The 25,889-nt window shown below is 70.2% G+C and carries 29 protein-coding genes; 13 read left to right on the forward strand and 16 right to left on the reverse strand.

The features are described from left to right. Positions 1-62 precede the first annotated feature (62 nt). Positions 63-1,508, forward strand: a complete 1,446-nt coding sequence (locus ACFPQ9_RS24055; protein ID WP_380856811.1) for an MFS transporter — start codon at positions 63-65, stop codon at positions 1,506-1,508. 24 nt (positions 1,509-1,532) lie between these two features. Here the strand turns inward: ACFPQ9_RS24055 and afsR are convergent, their stop codons facing one another. Continuing rightward, positions 1,533-4,511, reverse strand: coding sequence for an SARP-family global regulator AfsR (afsR, locus tag ACFPQ9_RS24060; protein ID WP_380856814.1), 2,979 nt, complete (start codon positions 4,509-4,511; stop codon positions 1,533-1,535). A gap of 361 nt (positions 4,512-4,872) precedes the next feature. On the opposite strand from afsR, the gene ACFPQ9_RS24065 reads away from it, so the two are divergent. Further along, positions 4,873-5,055, forward strand: coding sequence for a hypothetical protein (locus ACFPQ9_RS24065; RefSeq protein WP_380856817.1), 183 nt, complete (start codon positions 4,873-4,875; stop codon positions 5,053-5,055). 55 nt (positions 5,056-5,110) lie between these two features. Here ACFPQ9_RS24065 and ACFPQ9_RS24070 read toward each other — a convergent pair whose 3' ends face one another. Beyond that, complete coding sequence (locus tag ACFPQ9_RS24070; protein WP_380856820.1) at positions 5,111-6,001, reverse strand: helix-turn-helix transcriptional regulator; 891 nt, start codon at positions 5,999-6,001, stop codon at positions 5,111-5,113. A 101-nt stretch (positions 6,002-6,102) separates the two neighbouring features. On the opposite strand from ACFPQ9_RS24070, the gene ACFPQ9_RS24075 reads away from it, so the two are divergent. From ACFPQ9_RS24075 to ACFPQ9_RS24085, 3 genes are all read left to right on the forward strand, one after another. Further along, positions 6,103-7,533 (forward strand): MFS transporter, encoded by a 1,431-nt coding sequence (locus ACFPQ9_RS24075; RefSeq protein ID WP_380856823.1) that lies wholly within the window; start codon positions 6,103-6,105, stop codon positions 7,531-7,533. Between the two features lie 143 nt (positions 7,534-7,676). Then, a complete protein-coding gene (locus ACFPQ9_RS24080) occupies positions 7,677-7,895 on the forward strand; it encodes a hypothetical protein (RefSeq protein WP_380856826.1) in 219 nt (72 codons plus the stop codon). Continuing rightward, entirely contained in the window at positions 7,892-8,515 is a 624-nt protein-coding gene (locus tag ACFPQ9_RS24085; RefSeq protein ID WP_380856829.1) for a GNAT family N-acetyltransferase, read from the forward strand. The genes ACFPQ9_RS24080 and ACFPQ9_RS24085 overlap by 4 nt, the downstream gene beginning before the upstream one ends. A 4-nt stretch (positions 8,516-8,519) precedes the next feature. Here ACFPQ9_RS24085 and ACFPQ9_RS24090 read toward each other — a convergent pair whose 3' ends face one another. Then, positions 8,520-9,119 carry a TetR/AcrR family transcriptional regulator gene (locus ACFPQ9_RS24090; RefSeq protein WP_380856832.1) on the reverse strand — a complete coding sequence of 200 codons (600 nt, stop codon included), beginning with the start codon at positions 9,117-9,119 and terminating at the stop codon, positions 8,520-8,522. Positions 9,120-9,148: 29 nt separating this feature from the next. After that, positions 9,149-10,156 (reverse strand): aldo/keto reductase, encoded by a 1,008-nt coding sequence (locus ACFPQ9_RS24095; RefSeq protein WP_380856835.1) that lies wholly within the window; start codon positions 10,154-10,156, stop codon positions 9,149-9,151. Between the two features lie 171 nt (positions 10,157-10,327). On the opposite strand from ACFPQ9_RS24095, the gene ACFPQ9_RS24100 reads away from it, so the two are divergent. Further along, on the forward strand, positions 10,328-11,374 hold the full coding sequence (locus ACFPQ9_RS24100) for a chitinase (protein WP_380856838.1): 1,047 nt from the start codon (positions 10,328-10,330) through the stop codon (positions 11,372-11,374). On the opposite strand, the gene ACFPQ9_RS24105 is transcribed toward ACFPQ9_RS24100, so the two are convergent. Continuing rightward, complete coding sequence (locus ACFPQ9_RS24105) at positions 11,375-12,037, reverse strand: maltokinase N-terminal cap-like domain-containing protein (protein ID WP_380856841.1); 663 nt, start codon at positions 12,035-12,037, stop codon at positions 11,375-11,377. Positions 12,038-12,211: 174 nt separating this feature from the next. On the opposite strand from ACFPQ9_RS24105, the gene ACFPQ9_RS24110 reads away from it, so the two are divergent. Further along, positions 12,212-13,384, forward strand: coding sequence for a methyltransferase domain-containing protein (locus tag ACFPQ9_RS24110; protein ID WP_380856844.1), 1,173 nt, complete (start codon positions 12,212-12,214; stop codon positions 13,382-13,384). Here ACFPQ9_RS24110 and ACFPQ9_RS24115 read toward each other — a convergent pair. From ACFPQ9_RS24115 to ACFPQ9_RS24125, 3 genes are all read right to left on the reverse strand, one after another. Further along, positions 13,381-13,992, reverse strand: coding sequence for a LysE family translocator (locus tag ACFPQ9_RS24115; RefSeq protein ID WP_380856847.1), 612 nt, complete (start codon positions 13,990-13,992; stop codon positions 13,381-13,383). The two genes, ACFPQ9_RS24110 and ACFPQ9_RS24115, sit on opposite strands and share 4 nt — an antisense overlap. A gap of 100 nt (positions 13,993-14,092) precedes the next feature. Further along, the gene (locus ACFPQ9_RS24120; protein ID WP_380856850.1) at positions 14,093-15,013 is read right to left on the reverse strand and encodes a DUF4394 domain-containing protein; all 921 of its coding nucleotides are present in this window, start codon (positions 15,011-15,013) and stop codon (positions 14,093-14,095) included. Positions 15,014-15,165: 152 nt separating this feature from the next. Then, complete coding sequence (locus ACFPQ9_RS24125) at positions 15,166-16,548, reverse strand: glycine--tRNA ligase (RefSeq protein ID WP_380856853.1); 1,383 nt, start codon at positions 16,546-16,548, stop codon at positions 15,166-15,168. 162 nt (positions 16,549-16,710) lie between these two features. Between ACFPQ9_RS24125 and ACFPQ9_RS24130 the strand changes: the two genes are divergently transcribed. The 4 genes from ACFPQ9_RS24130 to ACFPQ9_RS24145 all read left to right on the forward strand — a co-directional run bounded on the left by ACFPQ9_RS24130 (position 16,711) and on the right by ACFPQ9_RS24145 (position 19,835). Then, positions 16,711-17,667, forward strand: coding sequence for a metal ABC transporter substrate-binding protein (locus ACFPQ9_RS24130; RefSeq protein ID WP_380856856.1), 957 nt, complete (start codon positions 16,711-16,713; stop codon positions 17,665-17,667). Between the two features lie 20 nt (positions 17,668-17,687). Next, positions 17,688-18,455, forward strand: coding sequence for a metal ABC transporter ATP-binding protein (locus ACFPQ9_RS24135; protein ID WP_380856859.1), 768 nt, complete (start codon positions 17,688-17,690; stop codon positions 18,453-18,455). Then, positions 18,455-19,357 (forward strand): metal ABC transporter permease, encoded by a 903-nt coding sequence (locus ACFPQ9_RS24140; RefSeq protein WP_380856862.1) that lies wholly within the window; start codon positions 18,455-18,457, stop codon positions 19,355-19,357. The genes ACFPQ9_RS24135 and ACFPQ9_RS24140 overlap by 1 nt, the downstream gene beginning before the upstream one ends. A 61-nt stretch (positions 19,358-19,418) precedes the next feature. Further along, positions 19,419-19,835 carry a Fur family transcriptional regulator gene (locus ACFPQ9_RS24145; protein WP_380856865.1) on the forward strand — a complete coding sequence of 139 codons (417 nt, stop codon included), beginning with the start codon at positions 19,419-19,421 and terminating at the stop codon, positions 19,833-19,835. A 58-nt stretch (positions 19,836-19,893) separates the two neighbouring features. Here the strand turns inward: ACFPQ9_RS24145 and ACFPQ9_RS24150 are convergent, their stop codons facing one another. Genes ACFPQ9_RS24150 through ACFPQ9_RS24175 form a run of 6 tightly spaced genes read right to left on the reverse strand, consistent with a single transcriptional unit; the run spans position 19,894 to position 22,777 of the window. After that, positions 19,894-20,733 carry an isoprenyl transferase gene (locus ACFPQ9_RS24150; RefSeq protein ID WP_380856868.1) on the reverse strand — a complete coding sequence of 280 codons (840 nt, stop codon included), beginning with the start codon at positions 20,731-20,733 and terminating at the stop codon, positions 19,894-19,896. A 22-nt stretch (positions 20,734-20,755) separates the two neighbouring features. Further along, entirely contained in the window at positions 20,756-21,502 is a 747-nt protein-coding gene (gene recO, locus ACFPQ9_RS24155) for a DNA repair protein RecO (RefSeq protein ID WP_380856871.1), read from the reverse strand. Then, a complete protein-coding gene (locus ACFPQ9_RS24160; protein ID WP_380856874.1) occupies positions 21,499-21,654 on the reverse strand; it encodes a hypothetical protein in 156 nt (51 codons plus the stop codon). The genes recO and ACFPQ9_RS24160 overlap by 4 nt, the downstream gene beginning before the upstream one ends. A gap of 26 nt (positions 21,655-21,680) precedes the next feature. After that, the gene (locus tag ACFPQ9_RS24165; RefSeq protein ID WP_380856877.1) at positions 21,681-22,301 is read right to left on the reverse strand and encodes a DUF1266 domain-containing protein; all 621 of its coding nucleotides are present in this window, start codon (positions 22,299-22,301) and stop codon (positions 21,681-21,683) included. Between the two features lie 30 nt (positions 22,302-22,331). Beyond that, positions 22,332-22,547, reverse strand: a complete 216-nt coding sequence (locus tag ACFPQ9_RS24170) for a hypothetical protein (protein ID WP_380856880.1) — start codon at positions 22,545-22,547, stop codon at positions 22,332-22,334. Further along, the gene (locus ACFPQ9_RS24175; RefSeq protein ID WP_380856883.1) at positions 22,544-22,777 is read right to left on the reverse strand and encodes a hypothetical protein; all 234 of its coding nucleotides are present in this window, start codon (positions 22,775-22,777) and stop codon (positions 22,544-22,546) included. Before ACFPQ9_RS24175 ends, ACFPQ9_RS24170 begins: the two co-directional genes overlap by 4 nt. An 87-nt stretch (positions 22,778-22,864) precedes the next feature. Between ACFPQ9_RS24175 and ACFPQ9_RS24180 the strand changes: the two genes are divergently transcribed. Together ACFPQ9_RS24180 and ACFPQ9_RS24185 are read left to right on the forward strand one after the other, a co-directional pair. After that, positions 22,865-23,698: a helix-turn-helix domain-containing protein gene (locus ACFPQ9_RS24180; RefSeq protein ID WP_380856886.1), complete on the forward strand. Its 834-nt coding sequence runs from the start codon at positions 22,865-22,867 to the stop codon at positions 23,696-23,698. Beyond that, positions 23,680-23,955 (forward strand): DUF397 domain-containing protein, encoded by a 276-nt coding sequence (locus ACFPQ9_RS24185; protein WP_380856889.1) that lies wholly within the window; start codon positions 23,680-23,682, stop codon positions 23,953-23,955. Before ACFPQ9_RS24180 ends, ACFPQ9_RS24185 begins: the two co-directional genes overlap by 19 nt. On the opposite strand, the gene ACFPQ9_RS24190 is transcribed toward ACFPQ9_RS24185, so the two are convergent. Both ACFPQ9_RS24190 and ACFPQ9_RS24195 read right to left on the reverse strand, forming a co-directional pair. Beyond that, on the reverse strand, positions 23,939-24,811 hold the full coding sequence (locus tag ACFPQ9_RS24190) for a DUF6879 family protein (RefSeq protein ID WP_380856892.1): 873 nt from the start codon (positions 24,809-24,811) through the stop codon (positions 23,939-23,941). The two genes, ACFPQ9_RS24185 and ACFPQ9_RS24190, sit on opposite strands and share 17 nt — an antisense overlap. Before the next feature lie 105 nt (positions 24,812-24,916). Next, a complete protein-coding gene (locus ACFPQ9_RS24195; protein WP_380856895.1) occupies positions 24,917-25,888 on the reverse strand; it encodes an SCO2521 family protein in 972 nt (323 codons plus the stop codon). Position 25,889: the final 1 nt, after the last annotated feature.

Here is a 25,889-nt window from a genome sequence, read left to right on the forward strand (position 1 = left end):
CCCCATTCTCACGTACCGGACCGGGTGCGGCGAAATTCATTAGTTAGGCGTACTATTCAAGAATGCCGGAGCTCAGCCCACGCCGCCGCGTGCTGGTCCTCGCGATCTGCTGCATGAGCCTGCTGATCGTGAGCCTCGACACCACGGCACTCAACGTCTCCCTCCCCGCGATGCAGCGCGACCTCGGCGCGAGCACGTCGGGTCTGCAGTGGACGATCGACGCGTACACCCTCGTGCTGGCCTCGCTGCTGATGCTGGCCGGCTCCACGGCGGACCGGATCGGCCGCAAACGCGTCTTCATGACCGGCCTGATCCTGTTCACCATCGGCTCGGCCCTGTGCTCCGTCGCACCGACTCTCGACTCGCTGATCGTCTTCCGGATGGTGCAGGCCGTGGGCGGGTCGATGCTCAACCCGGTCGCGATGTCGATCATCACCAACACCTTCACGGACCCGCGCGAGCGCGCCCGCGCGATCGGTGTCTGGGGTGGCGTCGTCGGGATATCGATGGCCGCGGGACCGCTGGTCGGGGGTCTGCTGGTGGACGCGGTGGACTGGCGCGCGATCTTCTGGGTCAACCTGCCGGTGGGCCTGACCGCTCTCCTGCTCACCCTCCGCTTCGTCCCCGAGTCCAGGGCCCCCAGGGCCCGCCGCCTGGACCCGGTCGGCCAGCTCCTGGTGATCGCGCTGTTCGGCGCGCTGACGTACGCGATCATCGAGGCGCCGAACGCCGGCTTCACGTCGGTGCTGCCGTTCGCGGTGGTCGCGGCGGCGGCCCTGCTCGGCCTCCTCCGGTACGAGCCGCGCCGTGCCGAACCCCTCATCGACCTGCGATTCTTCCGTTCGGCGCCGTTCAGCGGGGCCACGGTGATCGCGATCGGCGCGTTCGCCGCACTGGGTGGGTTCCTGTTCCTGTCGACCCTGTATTTGCAGAATGTGCGGGGCCTCGACGCCCTGCACGCGGGCCTGTGGATGCTGCCGATGGCGACGCCGATGTTCCTGTGTGCCCCGCTGTCGGGGCGGCTGGTGGGGAACCGGGGGCCGCGGCTGCCGCTGCTGATCGCGGGCGTCGCGATGACGACCAGCTGCGCGCTGTTCGCCGTCTTCGAGGCGGAGACGTCCAATGTCACGTTGATGCTCGGGTATGTGCTGTTCGGTATCGGCTTCGGGTTCGTGAACGCGCCGATCACCAATACGGCGGTGTCGGGGATGCCACGGGCCCAGGCCGGGGTCGCGGCCGCCGTCGCCTCCACCAGTCGTCAGCTGGGGCAGACGCTGGGGGTGGCGGTGATCGGGGCGGTGCTGGCTGCCGGGGTGGGGGCGTCGTCGTACAAGGACACGTTCGTCTCCGCCGCCGTGCCCGGCTGGTGGATTCTCACCGGGTGTGGGCTCACGGTCCTCGTGGTGGGCGCGCTGACCAGTGGGCGGTGGGCGCGGCGCACGGCCGAACGGACGGCTGAGCGGCTGGACTCGGCGGAGGTGCGCGAAGCCGCGAGGGCCGGTGTGTGAGGGGCAGCCGACGCAACGGGTGACTCAGGAGGCGTAGGCACTCGGCTGTGTCCGACCGCCGAGAAGCTCGCGTACGGCCTTCGCCTCACTGGACCCGAGTTCCTCGTACACGGCCTGAGCCTCGATCCAGCATGCGGTGGCCCGGTCGGTCTGGCCGATTCCCTGGAGCGCCCGGCCGAGGACGGTCAGCGTGTGGGCGCGCTGCCCCTCTCCCGCGGTTCCTGGCAGCACGGCGAGTGAGCGCTCCGCCGCGCTCGCCGCCTCTCGCAGAGATCCCATGGCCAGGTGCGTCTCCGCGATGCGCGCGAGCGTCATCCCTTCCCAGAACCGCTGCCGGCTGTCGCGGAAGACGTCGAGCGCCTCCACCAGGACATTCATCGCCTCGCTCGTCGATCCGGTCGCCGCCAGTGCCATCCCGAGGGCATACCGGGCGCCGGCTCCAGGGAGGGCGTGGCCGAGGCGATCCCTGATCTCGACGGCCTGCCTGGCGAGGAGGACGGCGCTGCTTTCCCGTCCCGTCATCCGGTGGATGCGAGAGAGACCGGCCAGCGCCATCGCCAGAGCCGGTTCGTCACCGTTCGACCGGGAGCTGTCGATGGCCTGGCGAAGGTAGGTCTCGCCCTCCGTGTCACGACCGTTGTGCAGCGCGATGCCCGCGCTGGTGTTGAGCACATCTCCGGTGACCCAGGAGTCGTCGACGGATGCGCAGAGTGCTCGCGCCTCACGTGCCTCTTCGTCGGCGTCCCGGAAACGGCCGGCCAGGGAGTGGGCGCGAGCGAGGATGGCGCGCACCCGTACCTCGGCGTGCTTGTCGCCCACGTGGACCGAGGCGTCACGAAGAGCGAGGGCGGCCGATTGATAGAGCGTGACGGCGTTTCCGGACTCCGCCAGATCCTGCGTGGCGAGCAACAGGTCGGCCTTCTTGCGCAGGCGCGCTGTCGCGGGCGCTTGCCGGACGGTGGCGAGGAGACAGCCGGCCTCGGCGTAGAGCCAGTCCCGCGCCGCATCGCGATCCGGAAACTCCAGCCCCGGGTACTCCGTCCGCTCCAGGTGGTCGACGAGCCGGTCGCCGGGTCGCTCGATCGCGTACACCCCGGCCGCCGTGGCCAGGTAGAAGTCCAGCAACCGCGCCAGGGCCGCGTCCCGTTCGTTCGGCGGCTGCTCGTCCCGCTCCGCGCACGCACGCGCGTAAAGCCGCACCAGATCGTGGTACCGGTACCGGCCGGGCGCCGCCGACTCCAGCAACGACGTATCGACGAGGGACTCCAGCAGGTCCTCCGCGTCGTCCACCGGCAGATGCAGCACCGCGGCCGCCGCGGCCAGCGAGATGTCCGGGCCGTCGGCCAGGCCCAGCAGCCGGAAGGCCCGTGCCTGGGCGGGCTCCAGGGCGCCGTACCCCAGCTCGAAGGTGGCCTTCACCGCGAGGTCCCCGGCCTGGAGCTCGTCCAGCCGGCGCCGTTCGTCGGCGAGCTTGGCGGCGAGCACGGAAACCGTCCAGGTACGCCGGGCCGCAAGACGGGATGCCGCGATGCGGATCGCCAGCGGCAGGAAGCCGCACGCGGCGACCACGTCCAGCGCGGCCTCCCCCTCGGACGCGACCCGTTCCTCGCCCACGATCTTCGTGAACAGGGACAGCGCCTCGTCGGGGGACATCACATCCATGTCCACCAGATGCGCCCCGGCCAGGTCCACCATCCGCACCCGCGACGTCACCAGCGCCGCGGAGGCACCCGTCGGCGGCAGCAGCGGGCGTACTTGGGCGGCGTCACGGGCGTTGTCCAGCAGGACCAGCACCCGCCGGTCGTCCAGCACGGACCGGTAGAGCGCGGCCCGCTCCTCCAGGGAGTCCGGGATCGCCGAGTCCGCGGTGCCGAGGGCCCGCAGGAAGGAGCCCAGCACCGTCGCCGGTTCCGCCGACTTCGGGCCCGCGCCCTGGAGGTCGACGTAGAGCTGCCCGTCGGGGAAGGCCGCGCGCGCCCGGTACGCCACATGCACCGCGAGCGTCGTCTTGCCCACGCCGCCGATGCCCGCCAGCGCCGACACCGGCATCACCCGGCCGTCGGGCGACGCCAATGCGTCGGTCATCTCGTCGACGAAGGCGGCACGGCCGGTGAAATCCGGGACGGTCGCGGGGAGTTGCGCCGGTCGCACGGGCGTCGACTCGGGCTTCGGGGTGGACGAGGTGGCCAGTCCGGGGTCCGCCTCGAGGATGCGTTGCTGCAACTCCTGCAGGCCCGCTCGGGGGATCACGCCCAGCTCATCGGCCAAGAGCCGCCGGGTGTCCGCGTAGACCGCCAGCGCCTCCGCCTGACGCCCGCTGCGGTACAGCGCGAGCATCAGCAGCTCCCGCAGCCGCTCGCGCAGCGGATGCGCCGCCGTCAGCGCGGTCAACTCCCCCACCACCTGGGCGAGTTGCCCTCGTTCGAGCTCCATGTCGAGGCGGGCTTCCAGGAGTTGGAGGCGCCATTCCTCCAACCGCGCCCGCTGTGTCTCCGCGTAGGGGCCCGGTACGCCCGCCAGCGCCTCCCCGTCCCACAGCGTCAGCGCCTGCGACAGGGCCTCCCCGGCACGACGCAGGTCCGCGGCGTTGCGCGCCTGCTCCGCCCGGGCCGCCAGCTCCTGCGCGACAGCCAGGTCCAGCGCGCCCTCGGCCAGGCCGCGCACCGCGTAGCCGCCCGACTCGCTCACCAGGACTCCGGGGTCCAGCACCTTGCGCAGCCGGGAGGCATACGTCCGTACCGCCGCCAGCGCCTGAGAAGGCGGCTCCTCGCCCCACAGGGCGTCGATCAGCTCCGCCGCGGTCGCCGTACGGCCCTCGCGCAGCAACAGGGCCGCGAGCAGGGCGCGTTGTTGCGGGGAGCCGGTGGACAGCTGCTCCGCGCCGCGCCAGACTCTGACGGGACCGAGCACGCTGAACCGCAGCGCCCCGGTGCGCGGCAGGCGGTCCGTCGGCTCCTGCGCGTGGGGACGCCGCTGCTCCGGCGTGCGTGGCACACCGTCCATGGTCGCCTCCCTGGGCAGCAGGCTATCAGCACGTTTAGCGCGCGTATATCGTTCGTTTATTGCGGCCTGGCACTCTCTGCGCAGCAGCGCTCCGTGACTTGCCCAGTCCGGGCCTGACTTGAGCCGGGGATTCCCGGGACTGGCATCCCGGGACCCCAGCTCGTCTTCGCTCTTCTGGCCAACTCTGGCCCACTCACGCCTCTTTGAGCTACCGTCATGCCACGCGCCACGATGCTGCGAGTGGTTCGGGCTCCCATGCCAGGGCCCATTCCGGTTCCCCTTGCCGCGGTTGCGTCGCGTATCCGGACTGGGCACTGTCGCAAGGGAGAAGAATGCTGTCATGCAAGCCGGCGATCCATCTATGTGGCTTTTGGCTGGAGTTGTAGTCACCCTGGCCTATTTCGTGCTGGTGGGCTATCTCGCCAGGGCGTTGAGGGCGACGCAGCGACTGCCCGTGGTGATCGCGTCCATCGCAGGCCTTGTGGGGACACTGCCCGCGGTCCTGTACGCGTTGTACTACGTCGTCACCAACGTCATGGTGTAGCACCGCACTTCGCCTGAGCCTCGGGCGGGCCGAGCAGTTCTGCCCCGCCCGAGGCTCACCGTTCGGACGCGATCGCGTGCAGCTTCTCCAGCCGTTTCCGCGACTCCTCGTCCGCCGGTACGTACGTCACCATCCTCGGGCCCACGTCCGGGCTCAGCCACAGGTCCGTGTGGTCGACCAGGATGCGGCCCACATGGTGGTTGAGGAACTCCTTGCGTTTGCTGCGGTGGGACACCACCTCGTGGCGCTCCCACACCTCGCGGAACGCGGGGGACTCCGTGCGCAGCCGCTTGAGGAGCATCTTCCAGGCCGGTTCGCCGAGGTGGCCGGCCATCGCGGCGCGGAAGCGGGCGGCCATGAGGCGCTGGGTCTCCTCCAGATGCACGATCGAGGACTGCCAGTCCTGGTGGGTGTAGGAGAGGATCATGCAGTTGCGGTCCTCGGGCGGCACCGCCTCCAGGTCGCACAGCAGCAGGCCGTAGGTGCGGTTGTGGGCGAGGATGTCGTACCGGCTGTTCTGCAGGCACGCCGGATACGGTTCCAGCTGTTCCAGTACGGCGCGCATCGCGGGTGTCACCGACGGGCAGGCCGTCGCCGGTGTCGGGTCCACCGCGCCGGCCAGCTGGAAGAGGTGGGAGCGCTCGCTGGGGTCGAGCATCAGGGTGCGGGCCAGGGCGTCGAGGACCTGGACGGAGACCTGGATGTCACGGGCCTGTTCGAGCCAGGTGTACCAGGTGACCCCGACCGCGGCGAGCTGCGCGACCTCCTCGCGGCGCAGGCCGGGTGTGCGGCGCCGGGTGCCGCGGGGCAGGCCGACCTGCTCGGGGGTGATGTGCTCGCGGCGGTGGCGCAGGAAGGCGGCCAGTTCATGGCGCCGGATCGCCGACGCGGCAGTACCGTGCGAGCCGTCCGCGGTCGCCGTCATCTCCTGGGCCATGGTCGTCATGCCTCCAGCCTGCCGCTTCCCGGACCCTGTTTCCAGGTGGTTCTGCTACCAGGATAAGGACACTCTGGTACCAGCCTGCGCAGCGCACCAGCCTGGTGGGCGTGACCGAAACCATCACCTCACGCAAGGCCGACCGGGCCACCGCGGCAACACCCTCGCTCGGCGGCCTCGGCCTGTTCACGGTGCTGCTCGCCGCGGCACTGCCCCTCATCGACTTCTTCATCGTCAACGTGGCCCTGCCCACCATCGGCCATGACCTCGCGGCGAGCGAGGCCGTGCTCGAACTCGTCGTCGCGGGCTACGGGTTGGCGTACGCCGTGCTGCTCGTCCTCGGCGGGCGGCTCGGCGACCTGTTCGGCCGGCGCCGGCTGTTCCTCGGCGGCATGGCGGCCTTCGGGCTGACCTCGCTGGCGTGCGGTCTTGCGCCCAGCGCGTGGACACTGGTCGCCGCGCGGGTCGCGCAGGGCGCGGCGTCGGCGGCGATGCTGCCGCAGGTGCTCGCGACGATCCAGGCGGCCACCGAGGGCCGGCGCCGAGCGAAGGCCATGGGTCTGTACGGCGCGACGGCCGGTCTGTCGATGGTCGCCGGGCAGATCCTCGGCGGCGTCCTGGTCGCGGCGGACATCTGGGGCACCGGCTGGCGCTCGGTGTTCCTGGTGAACGTGCCCGTCGTCCTGGTCGGCCTGTTCCTCGCCACCCGCGCGGTCCCGGAGACCCGCTCCCAGCGCCCGGAGCCGCTCGACGGCCCCGGCACGGTCCTGCTCGCCGCCGCCCTGCTCACGCTGCTGGCCCCGCTCACCGAGGGCCGGGCGGCGGGCTGGCCGCTGTGGACGTGGCTGTCTCTGGCGGCGTTCCCGCTGGTGGCGGCGGCGTTCTACGCGGTGGAGCGCAGGGCGGACAGGGCGGGCCGTACGCCCCTCGTGCCGCCGAGCTTGTTCGGACTGCTGTCCCTGCGCCGGGGTCTGCTGCTGATCGTGCCGTTCTCGATCGGCTTCAGCGGCTTCATGTTCGTGATCGCGGTGGCGTTGCAGCAGGGTGCGGGGCTCGGCCCGGTCGGGGCGGGTCTCGCACTGGTGCCCATGGCGGTGGCGTTCTTCTTCGTGTCGCTGGCCGGTCCTCGGCTGGTGGCCCGGTTCGGCACCCGGGTGGTGACCGCCGGTGCGGCGATCCAGGGGGTGGGCGTGGGCCTGATCGCCGTGACCGCCTGGCGTTCCTGGCCGGACCTCGGTCTCCTCGAACTGCTCCCCGGTGCGGCGATCGCCGGCGCGGGCCAGGCCCTGCAACTCCCCGTGGTCTTCCGGATCGTGCTGTCCGAGGTGCCGCCGGCCAGGGCGGGCGTGGGCAGCGGGGTGATGATCACGACCCAGCAGTCGGCACTGGCGCTGGGTGTGGCGACCCTGGGCACGCTGTTCCTCTCCCTCGTCCCCGGGGCGGGCATGCGGGACGCCCTGGTGACGACGCTGCTGGTCCAGTTGGCCGGGGTGGCGCTGACGGCGCTGCTCAGCCTGCGACTGCCGCGCACGATCGCCTGAGCACCTGATCGATTTGTGAGGGTGTGGCCACAGGTTGGTCAACGCGCCGGGGAAGAGTCCCTGTTGATGTTGGTCTTGCTGCACACTCCTTGCTGCGCAAGGCCGCGCACACAGACTCGATGTCCTCGGACGCTGGAGGCGTCATGCTGGAGATCAACACGAGCAAGGTGAGCCGCTGGGACCACCACGGACGAGAACATGTCGTACGGGTACTCCGCAGGGGCACGCAGCGCACGGTCAGATGTGACACCTGTGGCTGGCGCAAGGGCGCGCAGTTCCTGCCCTGGCTGAAGGCGGAGGAGCATCTGGCCGAGGCACACCAGGCCACGGTGGACCCGGCCGAGGCGCAGTCCGACGGATGACGCACGTCCGCCGCTACCACCCCGGGGACCGTGCGGCCGTAGAGGACATCTGTGTGCGCACGGCGCATGTGGGCGGCGACAGCCGGCCGCACTACCGGGACCCCGGCATCTTCCCGGCGACCTTCGCGATCCCGTACGTCGTACTGGAGCCGGAGCTGGCGTTCGTCCTGGACGACGGGGACGGACGGGCGGTCGGCTATGTCGTGGGCGCCGCGGACACCGCGCGTTTCGTGACGGCGTTCCGCACGCAGTGGCTGCCGACGGCCGCCGGCCGGTATCCCCTGCCGGACGGCCCGCCCCGCACGCCGGACGAGGAGATCGCCGGGCTGCTGCACCACCCGGAGCGGATGCTGGTCCCGGAGGTCGCCGCCTACCCGGCCCACCTCCACATCGACCTGCTGCCCGACCGGCAGGGCCGGGGTAACGGGCGGGCGCTGATGCGCACACTGCTGCGGGCCCTCGGAGACAGGGGCGTGCCGGCCGTGCATCTGTCGATGGTGACGGCGAACGAGCCCGCGCGGGCGTTCTACGACCGTCTCGGCTTCCACGAGATCGCCGTCCCCGACCCCGGCCCGGTCACCTACCTCGGCCGCACGACGGGCGCGCTCGACGTCCTGTGACGGCTCAGCCGCGGGTGCGCAGCCCGCGCAGCAGCAGGTCGACGAGGGCTTCGAAGTCGCCCTCCACGTCCGGCTGTTCCCACTCCCGGGCGTAGTGCGGGTCGTGGAAGCGGTCGGTCGCCCGGAACAGGGCCCCGGCGGTGACGGCCGGGTCCTCGGCGGTGAAGGCGCCCGCGGCGACGCCCGTGCGCACGATCTCGGTGAGCTGGCCGGTGAGTTCGGCGATGTGCTCGCCGACGACCGTCTCGGCGGTCTCGGTGGTCAGCACCGTGTACGTGGCGAACAGCTCGGGGTCGTCGAAAGCCTTGCGCCGCTTGGCCGCGAAGAGCGCCGCGAGCCACTCGCGCACCCGGGTCTCCGGGTCCAGGTCCGGTGCCGCGACGATGGCCGCGAGCACCTGCGTGGTCCGGTCCAGCCACCGCTTGGTGACCGCTTCGCGCAGGGCCGCCTTCGTACGGAAGTGCCGGTAGACGCTGCCATGGCTGACGCCGAGCGCGCGGGCCACGTCGACCACGGTGGCCTTGGCCGGGCCGTGGCGGCGCAGGACCTCCTCGGTGGCTTCGAGGATGCGCTCGGCGGTCAGGGTCTGGGGCGTCGGTGACATGCCCTAGACCGTACCTGGCAGGGACCTGGTCACTTGCTGCCCAGGTGGGCCATCTGCGGGGCCGGGTAGCGGTCGCCCGCCGCCGCGTCCGCCGGCACCGCCCGCTCGATCGCCGCGAGGTCGGCGTCGTCCAGCGTGACGGCCAGCGCGCCGAGGGACTCGGTGAGCCGCTCGCGGGTGCGGGCGCCGACGAGGGGCACGATGTCGTCACCGCGGGAGAGCACCCAGGCGATGGCGATCTGGGCGACGGAGACACCCTTCCGCTCGGCGATCTTCCGCAGCGCCTCGACGAGGTCGAGGTTGTGCTGGAGGTTCTCGCCCTGGAAGCGGGGCGAGTACGCCCGGAAGTCGTTGGCGCCGAGCTGCCGGTCGCGGGTGAAGTGGCCGGAGATCAGCCCGCGGGACAGGACGCCGTACGCGGTGATGGAGATGCCCAGCTCACGGGTGGTCGGCAGGACCGACTCCTCGATGCCGCGGGAGATGAGCGAGTACTCGATCTGGAGGTCGGCGACGGGGGCGGTGGCGGCGGCCCGGCGGATGGTGTCGGCGCCGACCTCGCTCAGCCCGACATGGCGGACGTACCCCTTCTCGATCAGTTCCGAGATCGCGCCGACCGTCTCCTCGATCGGTACGTCGGGGTCGAGCCGGGCGATCCGGTAGACGTCGATGTGGTCGACGCCCAGGCGCTGGAGGGAGTAGGCGGCGAAGTTCTTCACGGCGGCCGGGCGGCCGTCGTGTCCGATCCAGTCGCCGTCCGGGGAGCGCAGCGCGCCGAACTTCACACTGACCTGGGCCTGTTCGCGCAGGGCGGCGGGCGCGGTGCGCAGGGCCTCGCCGATCAGCAACTCGTTGTGGCCCATGGCGTAGAAGTCGCCGGTGTCAAGGAGGGTCACGCCCGCTTCCAGGGCGGCGTGGACGGTGGCGATCGACTCGGTCCGGTCCGCGTCGCCGTACAGCGCGGACATGCCCATGCAGCCGAGGCCGAGGGCGGAGACCTGGGGGCCGGTGGTTCCGAGGGTGCGGGTTTGCATCGTCATGCCTCCACCATGCCTTAACAGATGACAGATTTCAATATCTGTCATTCCATACCTGTCCGCCCACCCTCCGGCTCACCCGATGTGGTCCAGACCTATTGACGAAAGGTCTGGACCACGAGCACTGTCATGCCTACGACATCGCGCGCCCCGACCCCCACCGGGAGGCCCCGTATGCTCCGCCGCGCCCTCAGCCTGCTCACCGCGGCACTGGCGACCGTCTGTCTCACCCAGCTCCCCGCCGCATCCCCCGCGTCCGCCGCCGACACCTGCGCGGTCAAGTCCAAGCCGTCCGGCAAGGTGCTCCAGGGCTACTGGGAGAACTGGGACGGCGCCGCCAACGGCGTCCACCCGCCGTTCGGCTGGACCCCGATCACCGACTCCCGTATCGCCGCGCACGGCTACAACGTGCTCAACGCGGCGTTCCCGGTCATCCGCTCCGACGGCACCGCGCTGTGGGAGGACGGCATGGACTCGGGTGTGAAGGTGGCCACCCCCGCGGAGATGTGCGCGGCGAAGGCGGCCGGGCAGACCATCCTGATGTCGATCGGCGGCGCGACGGCCGGCATCGACCTCAACTCGACGGCCGTGGCCGACAGGTTCGTGGCGACGATCGTCCCGATCCTGCAGAAGTACAACTTCGACGGCATCGACATCGACATCGAGACGGGCCTGACCGGCAGCGGCACCATCGGCCAACTGTCCACGTCCCAGGCGAACCTGATCCGCATCATCGACGGGATCCTCGCCCGGATGCCGTCCAACTTCGGTCTGACGATGGCCCCGGAGACGGCGTACGTCACCGGCGGCAGCGTCGTCTACGGCTCGATCTGGGGCGCGTATCTGCCCATCGTGAAGAAGTACGCCGACAACGGCCGCCTGTGGTGGCTGAACATGCAGTACTACAACGGCAGCATGTACGGCTGCTCCGGCGACTCCTACTCCGCCGGCACCGTCGAGGGCTTCGTCGCGCAGACCGACTGCCTCAACAAGGGCCTTGTAGTGCAGGGCACCACCATCAAGGTGCCCTACGACAAGCAGGTGCCCGGCCTGCCCGCGCAGCCCGGCGCGGGCGGCGGCCACATGTCACCGTCCCTCGTCGCCCAGGCCTGGCGGCACTACGGCACCTCGCTCAAGGGCCTGATGACCTGGTCGATCAACTGGGACGGCTCGAAGAACTGGACGTTCGGTGACAACGTCAGGTCGTTGCAGGGCCGTTGATCAGCCCGTGGTGCCCGCGTGCAGGGTGGCGAACAGGCCGTGCACGCGGGTGCCGTCCGGCAGCTGCCAGGCGCCGCCGACATGCCCGACGGCCCCTTCCGGCAGCGGTTCGCCCTGCGGAGCGGGCCGCAGAACGCGGTGCAGCCGGAGAGTCGTGCCGTCCGGCGCGGCCGACAGGGTGCCCTCCGCCGAGTCCTCGACGACCCGGACGGCACCCTGCTCCGTCGCGAGCCCCGGGCCGGTGTACGAGCGGGTGACCTCCCGGTCGACGGCGTCGGTGACGCTCTGCGCCTGTGCCTGGACCCGCCCCTCGACCAGGGCCCGCAACTGGGCGGCCAGCACCGGGTCGTGGCAGCCGTCGTAGGCCCAGCGCGGTCCCAGCACGCCGTGCTCCATGGTCCCGACGAGGGCGTGCTCGGCGCCGTCGAGAGGCGCCCCGCGATAGGTCAGCGGGGTCAGATAGCAGACCGGCTCGGGACCCGTGTCATCGCTGACCACCATGAACTCGATCCCGACCTCGCCCTGCGGGTCGTCCAGCCGGAAACCGCCGGCCTTCGCGAGCCGGGGCGCACCCTCACCGGCGCACCACGGGCGGGTGGGCAGCCAGGCGGTGAGCAGTTCCAGCTTCGTCGGCTTGAGCGTGGTGTGGTGAATGACGGCCATGCCGCAGCCTCTCACGGAAGCCCGACCGGCTGGTACGCTTTTTCGATCATGACGATGACGTACTTCTTCCACCTCCGCTAGCCGCTCCGTCGGCACGACGCGGAACACCCCGGCGCCGGCGAAGCGGGACGGTCCTCCACCGTCCCGGGCTTCGACGTGGGAGAAGACGGCATCATGCGCACACCGCGCGTGTTCCTGGTGGCTCGGTGCGTACGCGGGCTGGAGTCCGCCCTCGGCACCGAGATTCTGCGGACGCGTTCCGCGACCATCGAGTGGATCGGCCACCGCGAGGTGGGTTTCCGGGCAACGGACGACATCGCCCTTCGGCTGCGCACCGCCGACGATGTCTTCCTGCTGGCCCACCGCCGGCACGACATCGGCCCGCACAAGAGCGACCTGACCGAACTGGCCGAACTGGCCCGCACGGTCGACCTGGAGGGGCTGGCGCGGGGGCGCCGGACCCACGGCGGCCCGTCCGGCTTCGGCAACGGCATCGAGATCTCGGCGTCCTTCCTGGGACGCAGGACGTACAACCGCTACGACATCGAGGACACCGTCGGCCGGGTGCTGGCCGAGCGCGTCGGGGTGCCGTACCACTCGCGCCGGCACGGTGAGGCACCCCCGGCCGGTCACAGCGGCTGGCGGCTGACCCTGGACGGCACCCACGCCGGCCTGCTGCTGCGCCTGGGCCGGCGCCCGGCGCACCGGCGTGCCTACAAGAACGCGACGATCGCGGGCACCCTGCACCCGCCGGTCGCCGCCGCCATGGCCCAGGCGGCCGAACTCCGGGCGGGGCAGCGGGTGCTGGATCCGTGCTGCGGCGCGGGCACCCTGCTGATCGAGGCCCATCACACGGTGCCGGGCACCACCCTGCTCGGCTTCGACCTCGACCCGGACGCGCGCCGGGCGGCACGGGAGAACGCCGGCCCGCTGCCGGTCACGGTCCGCCACGGCGACGCCGGGGCTCTCCCCGTGGCCGACCGCAGCGTGGACCGGGTGCTGTGCAACCCGCCGTGGGGCGCACAGGTCGGCGCGGGCGGCCGCCTCGCCGGGCACCCGGAGAGCTGGTGGCGCGAACTCGCCAGGGTCCTGACCCACGACGGACGCGCGGTCGTACTCCTACCGGATGCCCGCGGACTGGCCCACGCCCTGGCGTTCGGCCTGTCCCCCGTCCACGTCCAGCGACTCAGCCTGTTCGGCAGCAGCCCGCTCCTGATCCACTTGGAACGCCCAGGGCGACGGCCACCATCAACGCCGGGTCCCGGCAACTCCCAAGGGGCGCGGGGAACTGCGCGACCAGCCACAACGGCGCCGCAGCCGAAGACGGCACAGCCGCGCAGCGCCTAGCGGGCGGTGAGCGCCAGCTTTGCCCCCAGGGCCACGAACGACCCGGCGAAGGTCCGCCGCAGCCACGCCATCACCCGGGGACGGGAGGTGACGTGGCTGCGTACGGAGGCGGCGAGGACGCCGTACGCCGCGAAGACCGCGAACGTCGCGGCCATGAACACCCCGCTGAGCGCGAGCATGCGGGGCAGCGCGTTGGCCTCGCCCGGGTCCACGAACTGCGGCAGGAAGGCGAAGAAGAACATCGTCAGCTTCGGATTGAGGATGTTGATCAGCACGCCCCGCACGACCACCCGCCCCGCGGAGAGCGGCGCGGGTGCGTCGTCCACCACGAGTGCCTCCTTGTCCTTGAGCGTCGCCCACGCCATGTACAGCAGATAGGCGACCCCGGCGAACTTCAGCACCTGGAAGGCGGTCGCGCTCGTGTGCAGCAGCGCGGCGACGCCGGTGATCGTGGCCAGCATGTGCGGCACGATCCCGAGCGTGCACCCGAGAGCGGCCACCACACTCGCCCGCCGTCCCCGGGACAGCGCGGCGGCGAGTGTGTAGACGACGCCGGTGCCGGGGGTGGCGACGACGACAAGGGTGGTGAGGAGGAAGGCGAGACTCATGCCGGCCAGCCTGCCGCGGCCGCCGCACCGGCATACAGGGCCAATCGGCGACCTGGCTGCCGGACCAATCCGCTCCCCGGCGCGACGCCTCGTCCCGGGCTCAGCCCTGCCGCGGCGGCAGAGCCAGGTCCACCACCTGCCGGCTCTTCGGGAAGCCGCCGGTGACCGTCGCCCTGCCGGTCAGGAGGTCGATCCGCAGGGTGCGTGAACCGGTCACCGCGTAGCCGGTGTTGGTGGCGGCGGACGGGGAGCTGTAGATGTCGAAGCCCGCGTCGGACGGCAGGTCCGCGCCGGTCTTCCCCGTCGGCGCCAGGTTGCCCGCGTTGGCCGGGGACTGCACGGAGACCTGGTCCTGGACGGTGTCGAGGTCGAACAAGGTCGTGGCGGTCGCCGGGTCGAGGTCGTTGTTCGTGTACGCCGCTCCCGTCACCCCCGTCGCCGTCGCACCGGTGGTCGCGGGCGGCACCGGCGGGTTGGTGAGCGTGCCGTCGACGGCCGTCGTGCCGGCGGCCGGTGCGCCGGCCGGGTCGTCGATGTTGTGGCGGAGGTTCTGGCCGGTGTCGCTGATGACGCGCAGCCGGTTGGCGGCCGGGTTGAAGTCGACGCCGAAGGACCGGCCCTGCAGGGCGACGCTCAGCTGCGACACCTTGGTGGCCTTCGCGCCGATCTCACGGATCGTGTAGACGCCGCCCTTGTCGCCGACGCCGTACAGCTTGTTGTTCTGCACCCGGTAGTCGATGCCGACGAGCCTGCTGTCGCCCTTGAGCCCGCTCACCCCGCCCAGCGGGAGGACGACTCCGGGCCGCTCGACCCGGAAGCGGACCAGACGCTGGTCGGCGGTGAGTCCGACGGCGACAAGCCGGTTCCCGGCCGCCTGCGGCAGCGCGCCCCCGACGCCGCCCTTCGCCTCGATACCGGCGGCGGAGCCGGCGTTCCGGTCACCGTCGCTCGCCGCCACATAGCCGACCGATCCGATCGCCAGAGCGAGTACGGACGCCCCGATCACTGCTTGCTTGCGCATGATGCCCCCGTGAGAGGTTCCTCGCCGCGCCCCGCCCGCTGCGGGCCGCGCATGACCTCTCCTTCGGAGCGGACCGCCCCATGGACGGCAAAAACCCCGATTCCGTTACGTCTGTGACGTCCGTAACGGAATCGGGGTTTTCAGCGGATCACTCAGGCGCCGACGAGGCGGCTCGCGAGGTAGCCCTCGATCTGGTCGAGGGAGATGCGCTCCTGCTTCATGGAGTCGCGCTCACGCACCGTCACCGCGTTGTCCTCGAGCGTGTCGAAGTCGACCGTCACGCAGTACGGCGTGCCGATCTCGTCCTGGCGGCGGTAGCGGCGGCCGATGGCACCGGCGTCGTCGAACTCGATGTTCCAGTTCTGCCGGAGCGCCTGGGCGAGGCCCTTGGCCTTGGGCGAGAGCTCCGGGTTGCGGGACAGCGGCAGGACCGCGACCTTCACGGGAGCCAGCCGGTGGTCCAGGCGCAGCACGGTGCGCTTCTCCATCTTGCCCTTGGCGTTCGGCGCCTCGTCCTCGACGTAGGCGTCGAGCAGGAACGCCAGCATCGCGCGGCCGACACCGGCCGCGGGCTCGATGACGTACGGCGTCCAGCGCTCGCCGGCCTCCTGGTCGAAGTAGGAGAGGTCCTGGCCGGAGGCCTTGGAGTGCGCACCCAGGTCGTAGTCGGTGCGGTTGGCGACGCCCTCCAGCTCGCCCCACTCGTTGCCGCCGAACTGGAAGCGGTACTCGATGTCAGCGGTGCGCTTGGAGTAGTGGGAGAGCTTCTCCTTCGGGTGCTCGTACCACCGCATGTTCTCCTCGCGCAGGCCGAGACCGGTGTACCAGTTCCAGCGCTGCTCCATCCAGTACTCCTGCCACTTCTCGTCCTCGCCCGGCTTGACGAAGAACTCCATCTCCATCTGCTCGAACTCACGGGTGCGGAAGATGAAGTTGCCGGGCGTGATCTCGTTGCGGAACGACTTGCCCATCTGGGCGATGCCGAACGGCGGCTTGCGGCGCGAAGTGGTCTGCACCTGGGCGAAGTTGGTGAAGATGCCCTGGGCGGTCTCGGGGCGCAGATAGGCGATGGAGCCGGAGTCCTGCGTCGGGCCGAGGTGGGTGGACAGGAGGCCCGAGAACTGCTTGGGCTCGGTGAACTGGCCCTTGTTGCCGCAGTTCGGGCAGTTGACGTCCGCGAGGCCGTTCTCCGGGAGGTGGCCCTTCTTGGCCTCGTACGCCTCCTCCAGGTGGTCCGCACGGAACCGCTTGTGGCAGGAGGTGCACTCGGTGAGCGGGTCCGTGAAGGTGGCGACGTGTCCGGAGGCGACCCAGACCTCGGGGGCCAGGATCACGGACGAGTCGATACCGACGACGTCCTCGCGCGAGGTCACCATGTAGCGCCACCACTGACGCTTGAGGTTCTCCTTGAGCTCGACACCCAGCGGCCCGTAGTCCCAGGCGGCGCGCTGGCCGCCGTAGATCTCACTGCAAGGGAATACGAAGCCACGGCGCTTGCTCAGGCTGACGATGGTGTCGATCTTGTCGGCGGCCACGGTGCTCTCTTCATTACGACGACGGGCGACGAAGCGAGGCGCTTCACAGCGAATGCTTCAGGGTACCGGCGGGGCCTCCCCCTCAACCAAATCGGTAGCCCTCTGTGGACGGCCGCTCACGCTTGTTGACAATCGTTTCCAACTTTGCTGAAAATGACTGTCATGAACGTACGACGACCTCACATATCCGGGATCGCCCTCGCGGCCGTCACCGCTCTCGGTATCGGCACCCTCTCCGCCTGCTCCTCCGACAGCGCGGCCGCGGGCAACACGGACAAGTTCGACGTCGTCGCGTCGTTCTACCCCATGGCCTTCCTCGCCGAGCAGATCGGCGGCTCCCATGTGAAGGTCACCAGCCTCACCGAGCCCGGCCAGGAGCCGCACGACCTGGAGATCAGCGCCCAGCAGCGGGCCCAGCTGGAGGAGTCCGACGCGGCCCTCTACCTCAAGGGTCTCCAGCCCTCGGTCGACGAGGCCATCGGCCAGGCCGGTCTGAAGACGAAGATCGACGCCGCCACCCTCACCGAGCTGGAGGACCACGGCGACGTCGAGCACGAGCACGAGGGCGAGGAGGCGCACTCCGAGGAGGAGGAGCACGCGCTCGACCCGCACGTCTGGCTCGACCCGGTGAAGTACGCCGAGATCGCCAAGGGCGTCGGCGCTGCCTTCGAGAAGGCGGACCCCGACCACGCGGCCGACTACAAGAAGAACACCGACGCCCTGGTCAAGAAGCTCGACGGGCTGAACACCGAGTTCGCGGACGGCCTCAAGAACACCAAAACCAAGGTCTTCTTCACCAACCACGCCGCCTTCGGCTACCTCGCCGAGCGCTACGGCCTGACCCAGGAGGCCATCTCCGGCCTCGACCCGGAGAGCGAGCCCAGCCCGGCCCGGATCAAGGAGCTCCAGGAGGAGGCCAAGGCCGACGGCGTGACCACTGTCTTCTACGAGACGCTGGTGTCCGACAAGACCGCGAAGACCCTCGCCGACGACGCCGGTCTGAAGACCGATGTCCTCGACCCGCTCGAAGGCATCACGGACAAGTCCAAGGGCGACGACTACATCGCGGTCATGCAGGCCAACCTCGCGGCCCTGGAGAAGGCCCTGGGAGCCAAATGATCAACCCCATGGAGGACGGCATGACCGAGCCCGTCATATCGCTGCGCGGCGTCCGCGCCGAGCTGGGTTCGCGCCCCGTCCTGCGCGGCATCGACCTCACCGTGCGCCGCGGTGAGGTCGTCGCCCTGCTCGGCGCCAACGGCTCGGGCAAGTCGACGGCCGTGCGCAGCGTCATCGGCCAGGTGCCGGTCAGCGCCGGCGAGATCGAGCTGTTCGGCACCGCGCGGTCCCGGTTCCGCGACTGGGCGCGGGTGGGCTACGTCCCGCAGCGCACCACGGCCGCGGGCGGCGTGCCCGCCACGGTCGGCGAGGTCGTCTCCTCGGGCCGTCTGTCCCGCACCCGCTTCGGCGTCTTCCGCAAGGCCGACCACGCGGCCGTACGGCAGGCCCTGGAGCTGGTCGGCATGGCGGACCGGATGAAGGACTCGGTGAACGCGCTGTCCGGCGGCCAGCACCAGCGGGTGCTCATCGCCCGCGCGCTGGCCTCCCGGCCCGAGCTGCTGATCATGGACGAGCCGATGGCGGGCGTGGACCTGGCCAGCCAGGAAGTGCTCGCGCACACGCTCAGGGAGCAGGTCGCGGGCGGTGCGACGGTCCTGCTCGTCCTGCACGAACTGGGCCCCCTGGAGCCGTTGATCGACCGGGCGGTCGTCCTGCGCGACGGCTGTGTCCTGCACGACGGGCCGCCCCCGAAGGCGCTCGGCCAGCACGCGCTGCCCGGCCACGACCACGTACACCCGCACGCGGCTCACGACGCCGAACCGATCCGGACGGGGCTGCTGAGCTGATGGACCTCCTGAACTACGACTTCATGCAGCGGGCGCTGCTCGCCGCCGTCCTGGTCGGCATCACCGCCCCCGCCGTCGGCATCTACCTCGTGCAGCGCCGCCAGGCCCTGATGGGCGACGGAATCGGCCATGTCGCGATGACCGGCGTGGGCCTCGGCTTCCTGCTCTCCTGGTCGCCGGTGTGGATGGCGACGCTGGTGTCGGTGCTCGGCGCGATCGTCATGGAACTGATCCGCTGGTACGGCAGGATGCGCGGCGACCTCGCGCTCGCGATGCTGTTCTACGGCGGCATGGCCGGCGGCGTGATGCTGATCAACCTCGCGCCCAACGGCTCCAACGCGAACCTGACGTCGTACCTCTTCGGCTCCCTGTCCACGGTGAGCGAGTCGGACGTGACGGCGATCGTTCTGCTCGCCGCCTTCGTGGTGCTTGTCACACTCGGTCTGCGCCGTCAACTGTTCGCGGTGAGCCAGGACGAGGAGTTCGCGCGCGTCACCGGCCTTCCGGTGCGCGCCCTGAACCTGCTGACGGCGATCACCGCGGCGGTGACCGTGACGGTCGCCATGCGGGTGGTCGGCCTGCTGCTGGTGAGCGCGCTGATGGTGGTACCGGTGGCGGCGGCGCAGCAGTTGACGCGCAGCTTCGCGGCGACGTTCGCCATCGCCGTGGCGATCGGCATCACGGTGACCATCGGCGGCACCGTGACGTCGTACTACCAGGACGTGCCGCCCGGCGCGACGATCGTGCTGCTGACAATTGGCGCGTTCATCGCGTTGACCGCGCTGGCGACACCGCTGGCCCGGCGCAGGGCCCGTGCCCTGGCGGCTGCGCAGCCCTCGGGCGACCCGGCGGAGTGCGCAATTCCGGCCAGCAGGGACAGCGACGGGAAGGTGAGCGTCTGACCGCGCTCAGTCCGGGCTGGCACAATGGCCCGGCAAGGCGCAGACGTGAGGAGGCAAACCGGTGACGACCGCTGGACCGCCCGTGAAGGGCCGCGCGACTCGACAGCGGGCCGCCGTGGCGGCGGCCCTGGACGAGGTCGACGAGTTCCGCAGCGCGCAGGAGCTCCACGACATGCTCAAGCACAAGGGCGACTCGGTCGGCCTCACCACGGTGTACCGCACCCTCCAGTCCCTGGCCGACGCCGGCGAGGTCGACGTCCTGCGCACCTCCGACGGTGAGTCGGTCTACCGCCGCTGCTCGACCGGCGAGCACCACCACCACCTGGTCTGCCGCGTCTGCGGCAAGGCGGTCGAGGTCGAGGGCCCGGCCGTGGAGAAGTGGGCGGACGCGATCGCCGCGGAGCACGGCTTCGTGAACGTGGCGCACACGGTGGAGATCTTCGGCACCTGCGAGGACTGCGCGACCGCCAGCCGCTGAACCGTCTCGGCCCCGCACCACTTCGGTGGAGCGGGGCCGTTCGGCTGTGTGCGGGAGGTCAGCTCTCCTCGGTGCGGCCTTCCATGGCGAGCAGTTCCTCGTTCGGGATCGCGCCGCCGAACCGCCGGTCGCGCGAGGCGAACTCCACGCAGGCGCGCCACAGATCACGCCGGTCGAAGTCCGGCCACAGCACGTCCTGGAAGACCATCTCGGCGTAGGCGCTCTGCCAGAGAAGGTAGTTGGAGGTGCGCTGCTCGCCGCTCGGGCGCAGGAACAGGTCCACGTCCGGCATGTCCGGGTAGTAGAGGTACTTCGCGAAGGTCTTCTCGGTGACCTTGGACGGGTCGAGCCGACCGGCCCGTACGTCCTCGGCGAGGGCCTGCGCGGCGTCCGCGATCTCGGCCCGCCCGCCGTAGTTCATGCAGAAGTACAGGGTCAGCTTGTCGTTGTCCTTGGTCTGCTCCTGGGAGATCTCCAGCTCCCTGGCGACCGACTTCCACAGCTTGGGCATCCGCCCGACCCAGCGCACCCGGACTCCCAGCTCGTCCAGCTGGTCCCGGGTCTTGCGGATGAAGTCCCGGTTGAAGTTCATCAGGAAGCGCACCTCGTCGGGCGAGCGCTTCCAGTTCTCGGTGGAGAAGGCGTACAGGGAGATCGCGCCCACGCCCATCTCGACGGCACCCTGGAGGACGTCCAGCACCCGCTCGGCGCCGACCTTGTGGCCCTCGGTGCGCGGCAGTCCGCGCTCCTTGGCCCAGCGGCCGTTCCCGTCCATGACGATCGCCACATGCTTCGGGATCAGCTCACCCGGGAGCTTCGGCGCGCGGGCGCCGGACGGGTGCGGCTCCGGCGCCTTGTACTCGCGTCGCCGGCGCCCCAGGAACCCACTCACAGCCATGTGCCCGTCGTCTCCCTTGCTCTTACTTTTCCACGTACCGAAGCGAACGCAGTCCGCGCTCCAGGTGCCAGTGCAGATAGGCCGACACCAGTCCGCTGCCCTCCCGGACGTAGCGCGGCTCGCAGGCGTCCGCGGTCTCCCAGTCGCCCGTAAGCAGCGCCCCGAGCAGTTCCAGGGTCTGCGGGGACGGTACGACGCTACCGGGCACCCGGCAGTCGACACAGACCGAGCCCCCGGAGGCGACCGAGAAGAAGCGGTTCGGTCCGGGCATACCGCACTTCGCACAGTCGCTGAAGGTCGGGGCGTAGCCGTTGACGGCGAGCGACCGCAGCAGGAAGGCGTCGAGAACGAGGTGGGGCGCGTGCTCCCCGCGGGACAGCGTCCGCAGGGCCCCGACCAGCAGCAGATACTGCTGCACCGCCGGTTCGCCCTCATGGTCGGTGAACCGCTCGGCGGTCTCCAGCATGGCCGTGCCGGCGGTGTAGCGGGTGTAGTCGCTGACGATCCCGCCGCCGTACGGCGCGATGGTCTCGCTCTGGGTGCACAGCGGCAGCCCGCGCCCGATCAGCTCGCTCCCCCGCGCGAAGAACTGCACGTCGACGTGGGAGAACGGTTCGAGCCGGGCACCGAACTTCGACTTGGTCCGCCGTACGCCCCGCGCCACGGCCCGCACCCGCCCGTGCCCCCGGGTGAGCAGCGTGATGATCCGGTCCGCCTCACCGAGTTTCTGGGTGCGCAGCACGATGCCGTCATCCCGGAAAAGACTCATCGCCGGCCTCCGCTGTGTTCCGGCCGGGGGTCCGGCCCGCGGCGCAGCCGCAATCGATTGCAGCGTCCCCCGGGAAAGCACAGCATGATCCGGTCCGCCTCACCCAGCTTCTGGGTGCGCAGCACGATGCCGTCGTCGCGGAACAGACTCATGGGGCCATTCTCGCGTACGGCGGGGGTCAGGGGGTGCGGTCGGGGTGACTGATCGCGTCCCAGGGGGCCCGGTTCCACGGGCTGGCGCGGTTCGCCGGGTCCAGGAGCGCCTTCAGATGCTCGTCGGCGACCGCCTGCGACGCCGGCAGATCGGACTCCGCCGCGTCCCGCAGCCCGGCCCGCCACACCTGCCGTCCGAGCAGATAGTGATCGGCGTACTCCTGCCAGGAGGCGTACTGCCGCACCACCGTCGGCACGATGTTCTTCAGGGCGGTCCAGGCGTCGGCCTCACCGATCAGCCCGCAGGCGAAGCCGCGCCGTGTGATGTCGACGTACAGCGCGGCGTCCCAGGCCAGCGGTGAGACGCCGATCTGCCGGTACGCCCGCGCCCGGTAACCGCTGCGGGACAGGTCGTCGAGCCGGTCGACCAGCTCCTCACGCGAGGTGATCTCCCACTGGTCGGCCAGCCAGCGCCGGGCACTGTCGTCGTCGATCCGCACATACGGGTACAGCGTCGTCCGCGAGGCGCTCTTGTCCCGGCTCACCGGCGCGCTCAGCGACACCATCCACAGCTGGTGCGTGGTGAGCGGCACGGGGTAGCGGCGGGCCGCCTTCACACCACGCCTTCTCCATCTCCACAAGGCCATGCCGCCGCACCCTATGCGCACCCCCCTACGTCAAGGAACCTCACCCCTGCTGCGTGCGTTCGCGTACGCCGTCGCGGCCCGCAGCCGCTCGGCGGGCGTCGCGGTACGTACGGCCGCCGGCTCGGCGTCCCATTCCTTGCCGCCGCCGTACGGTCTCAGCTGTACGTACGGACCTTCGTGCCCCATCACTATGCCGATGCGACCCGAACGGGTGTCGACGACATACGCACCGATCGGCGGTTTCATCGCAGCACCGCGGCGAGGCGCTGCGCGGTCTCCACGGAACAACGGCCCAATTCGACGAGCGGGCACGGAGCCTCACGCGCAAGACTCGCCGGATCGATCCGGAGTGTCGGGAGCGTAATTCCTGCGTTCTCCAGCACCGCCCGCAATTCCTTCACTGCTTCCTCCGCTTCTTCGACGCAGCGCGCCGAGTGTCGTGCCGTCACCTGACTCCCCTCGAATTCGGGTTTCACGCTTCCCATCTCCATGGTGACCTGCGACGCCTACACTCGGCAGGAGTCTGTGCCCTACAAGTGCGGGGCAGTGCAAGGGGGTTGGCCATGGCCAACGGTTCGCGTCAGGCGGCGTGGGAGTTCTTCGGAGCGGAGCTGAAACGGCGCCGGGAGAACGCCGGTATCACTCAGGTGGAGTTGGGTTCCCGGGTATTTGTCTCCGGTGGATACATCGGCCAGTTCGAACAGGCAATTCGAAAGCCGCAACTCGACGTGGCCCAGCGGATTGATGAGGCCCTGCAAACCGACGGTATTTTCGAGCGACTTTGGCGAAAGCTCATCAAGGAGCAGCCTTACACCGAGTACTTCGCGCATGTGGCGGAACTGGAGCGCCTGGCGACGGAGATCTACGAGTACGCGCCGATGGTGATCCCGGGGCTTCTCCAGACGCCGAAGTACGCGCGGGCGGTGTTCCTGGCGAGCAATCCGCTCGCGGCCGACGAGTACATCGAGGAACTGCTCATGGGCCGCATGGAGCGGACTCGGCTCCTCAAGGACGCCACACGGCCCGTGTACTGGGCGGTCCTGCACGAGGCGGCCCTGCGCATCCCGGTCGGCTCCCCTGAGGTCATGGCGGCACAGCTGGACCACATCGCGGCGCTGATGCGAGAGCGCAAGGTGCTGGTACAGGTGCTGTCATCCGCGGCAGGGGCTCATCCGGAGATGGGCAAGATGATCAAGCTGATGGAGTTCGAGGACGCCCCACCAACCGTCTATACAGAGGGCGTGCTTTCGGGGAATCTGCTGGACGACCCAGCTGTGGTGAAGCGGGTCCGGTCGTCTTACGATCTGCTCAGGGCCACCGCGTTGTCGGGGGAGGCATCCCTGGCCCTGATCGAGTCGGCAGCGGAGGACTACAGACGATGCGCGAGTACGACCTGAGCAAGGCTCGCTGGCGCAAGAGCAGTTACAGCGGCGGGAGCGGCGGCGAGGACTGCGTCGAAGTCGCGTACGACTTCCCCGGCGCCGCCCGCTGGCGCAAGAGCTCCTACAGCAACGGCGATGGCGGCAATTGCGTCGAGGTAGCCGACGGAGTCCCCGGCGTCATCCCTGTCCGAGACTCCAAGCTCGCCTCGGACAGTCCCGTACTCCTCATCCCCGCCTACGCCTGGGACGGCTTCCTCACGTCTCTGAAGTGACCCGCGGCGCCGTCTGCTGACGTTCCGCCTCTGCCCACAGTTCGGTGAACTGGGTGATGTGGTCCTCGATATGGTCCGGCTCGGTGTTCAGCAGCGTGCTGTCCGGGTTGTTCTCCTGGTCCGGCCTCATCTCGTGGCAGAGCTCGCTGTCGAAGACGATGAAGTCGCTGACCCTGGGGTTGGACTGCATCAGGGACCGGACCGCGATACGCGCGTCGATGCCCCGTCGGCGATGGCTCTCGCACAGCGCTCTGAGTTCCGGGGTGACCTCGTCGGGGTCCCGCACGATGAACAGCCGCCGGATCTCCACGCCGCGCCGCTTGATCGCCTTCTCCTGCGCGGCGAGGTACCGCTCGGCCGGGCCGCTGTTCCAGAACTCCCGGTCCACCGAGGTACTGGTGGCGTCGAGGGTCATCTTCACGCAGTCGGTGATGTCGATCAGCCACTCGTGGTTCTCGCCGGGGCAGTCCGCGCTGCCGCTGCCGAGGCCCTCCATCATCTTGGCGAGCCGGCCGAGTTCCTTCTCGGCGAAGGCCTGCACGATGTCGCCGCCCTGCTCACGGACCTTGGTGTAGCCGAGGACCAGCCGGGTCACCTCGTCGGAGCGCAGCACCGAACCGTCGACCTGGCTGAACAGCGTCGTCGCGGCGAGGATCTCGTTGAAGCGGGTGTCGACCTTCTCGAACCGCTCGCCGAAGTCGATGAGGAACTGCACGATCAGCGCCGCGCTGCCGATGACGATGGACGCCACCCACTGCCAGATGTTGCCGTCGTCCTCACTGAGGACGCTGGTCAGCAGGAAGGCGCCGGCCGCCGCTCCGGCCGTGATCAGGATCCGCCAGAACATCTTGGGCATGCGCTGATCCTGCCGTGGTGCCGGGTGTCCGTTGCTTCCCGCTCCTAACGACGGCGTTCCACTCATCTCTCATCCCCCGTCGGGTGTGTCTTCCGGTACCGTCCCTCAGCGTGCGCTCAGCGCCTGGTGCGGCGTCGCCACGGCCTGGAGGGCCAGTCGATCTCGGATGCGCCGGCTCAGGTTCTCCCACTGGCGGGAGAATCCCGGTTTGTCCTCCAGCACGTCCCACAGGTGAACCAGCGCGGGGTCCACGTGTGCGCGCGGCATCCACAGATGCAGCAGATGGACGACGACCGGTTGCAGCGTCTCGACCACCGAGGGGCCGTCCGCCGTACCGAGCCGACTGTTGTCAAGCATGTGCTGAACAGTCGTCAAAAGCCAGTCGTGCAGGGCGAGATCCTCGCAAATGCCTGCCGCCGATGCCGCCGGGATGTGCTCCGGCAGCCGTAGCTCCATGGTCCGCAGCCCGCCCTCGGCGACGGTGAAGTTCAGCAAGGACGCCCGCTCGCCGTCGGTGGTGCGGCGCGCGACCCAACGCAGCCTCGTGGGGCTGGACTTGAAGGGCACCCGGCGGTCGAGCAGCGGATGGCGGCGCAGCTCGGCCAGCAGTCCCTCGGCGATCATCCCGAGGTCCAGCTCACCGCGCCGGGCGCCTTGCAACACGCCCTCTGCGGTGGCCTGTTGGGGCAGCTTGCCGAAGGGTTCGACCAGGCCGGGGCGGACCAGATACTGGCCCCAGGGACGGCGCATGTCGGGGCCGGAGGCCGGGAGGCTGAAGTACGCCGTCGACTGCAGCAGCCGGCCCTCGGTCAGCGACGCCCGGACGGCGACCGTACCGACGGCCCGGACCTTGGAGCCGTTGGAGGCGGGCAGCCGGCAGTCCACTCCGGTCAGGACCTCGGGCGACAGGGCGTACATGGACGGCCGCTCGGAGACCCGGACGTGTTCGTCGGCGCGCAGCCTGAGCAGTTGGGCGGCGGCCCGGCCGTCCAGCGCCTGATGGGACGGCAGCAGACAGGTGCGCACCTCGCCGCAGGCGAGGACGGAGCGCGCGGGTTGTCCGAAAGCCGTCGCCATC

Source organism: Streptomyces coerulescens (assembly GCF_042657965.1).
Classification (GTDB): domain Bacteria; phylum Actinomycetota; class Actinomycetes; order Streptomycetales; family Streptomycetaceae; genus Streptomyces; species Streptomyces coerulescens.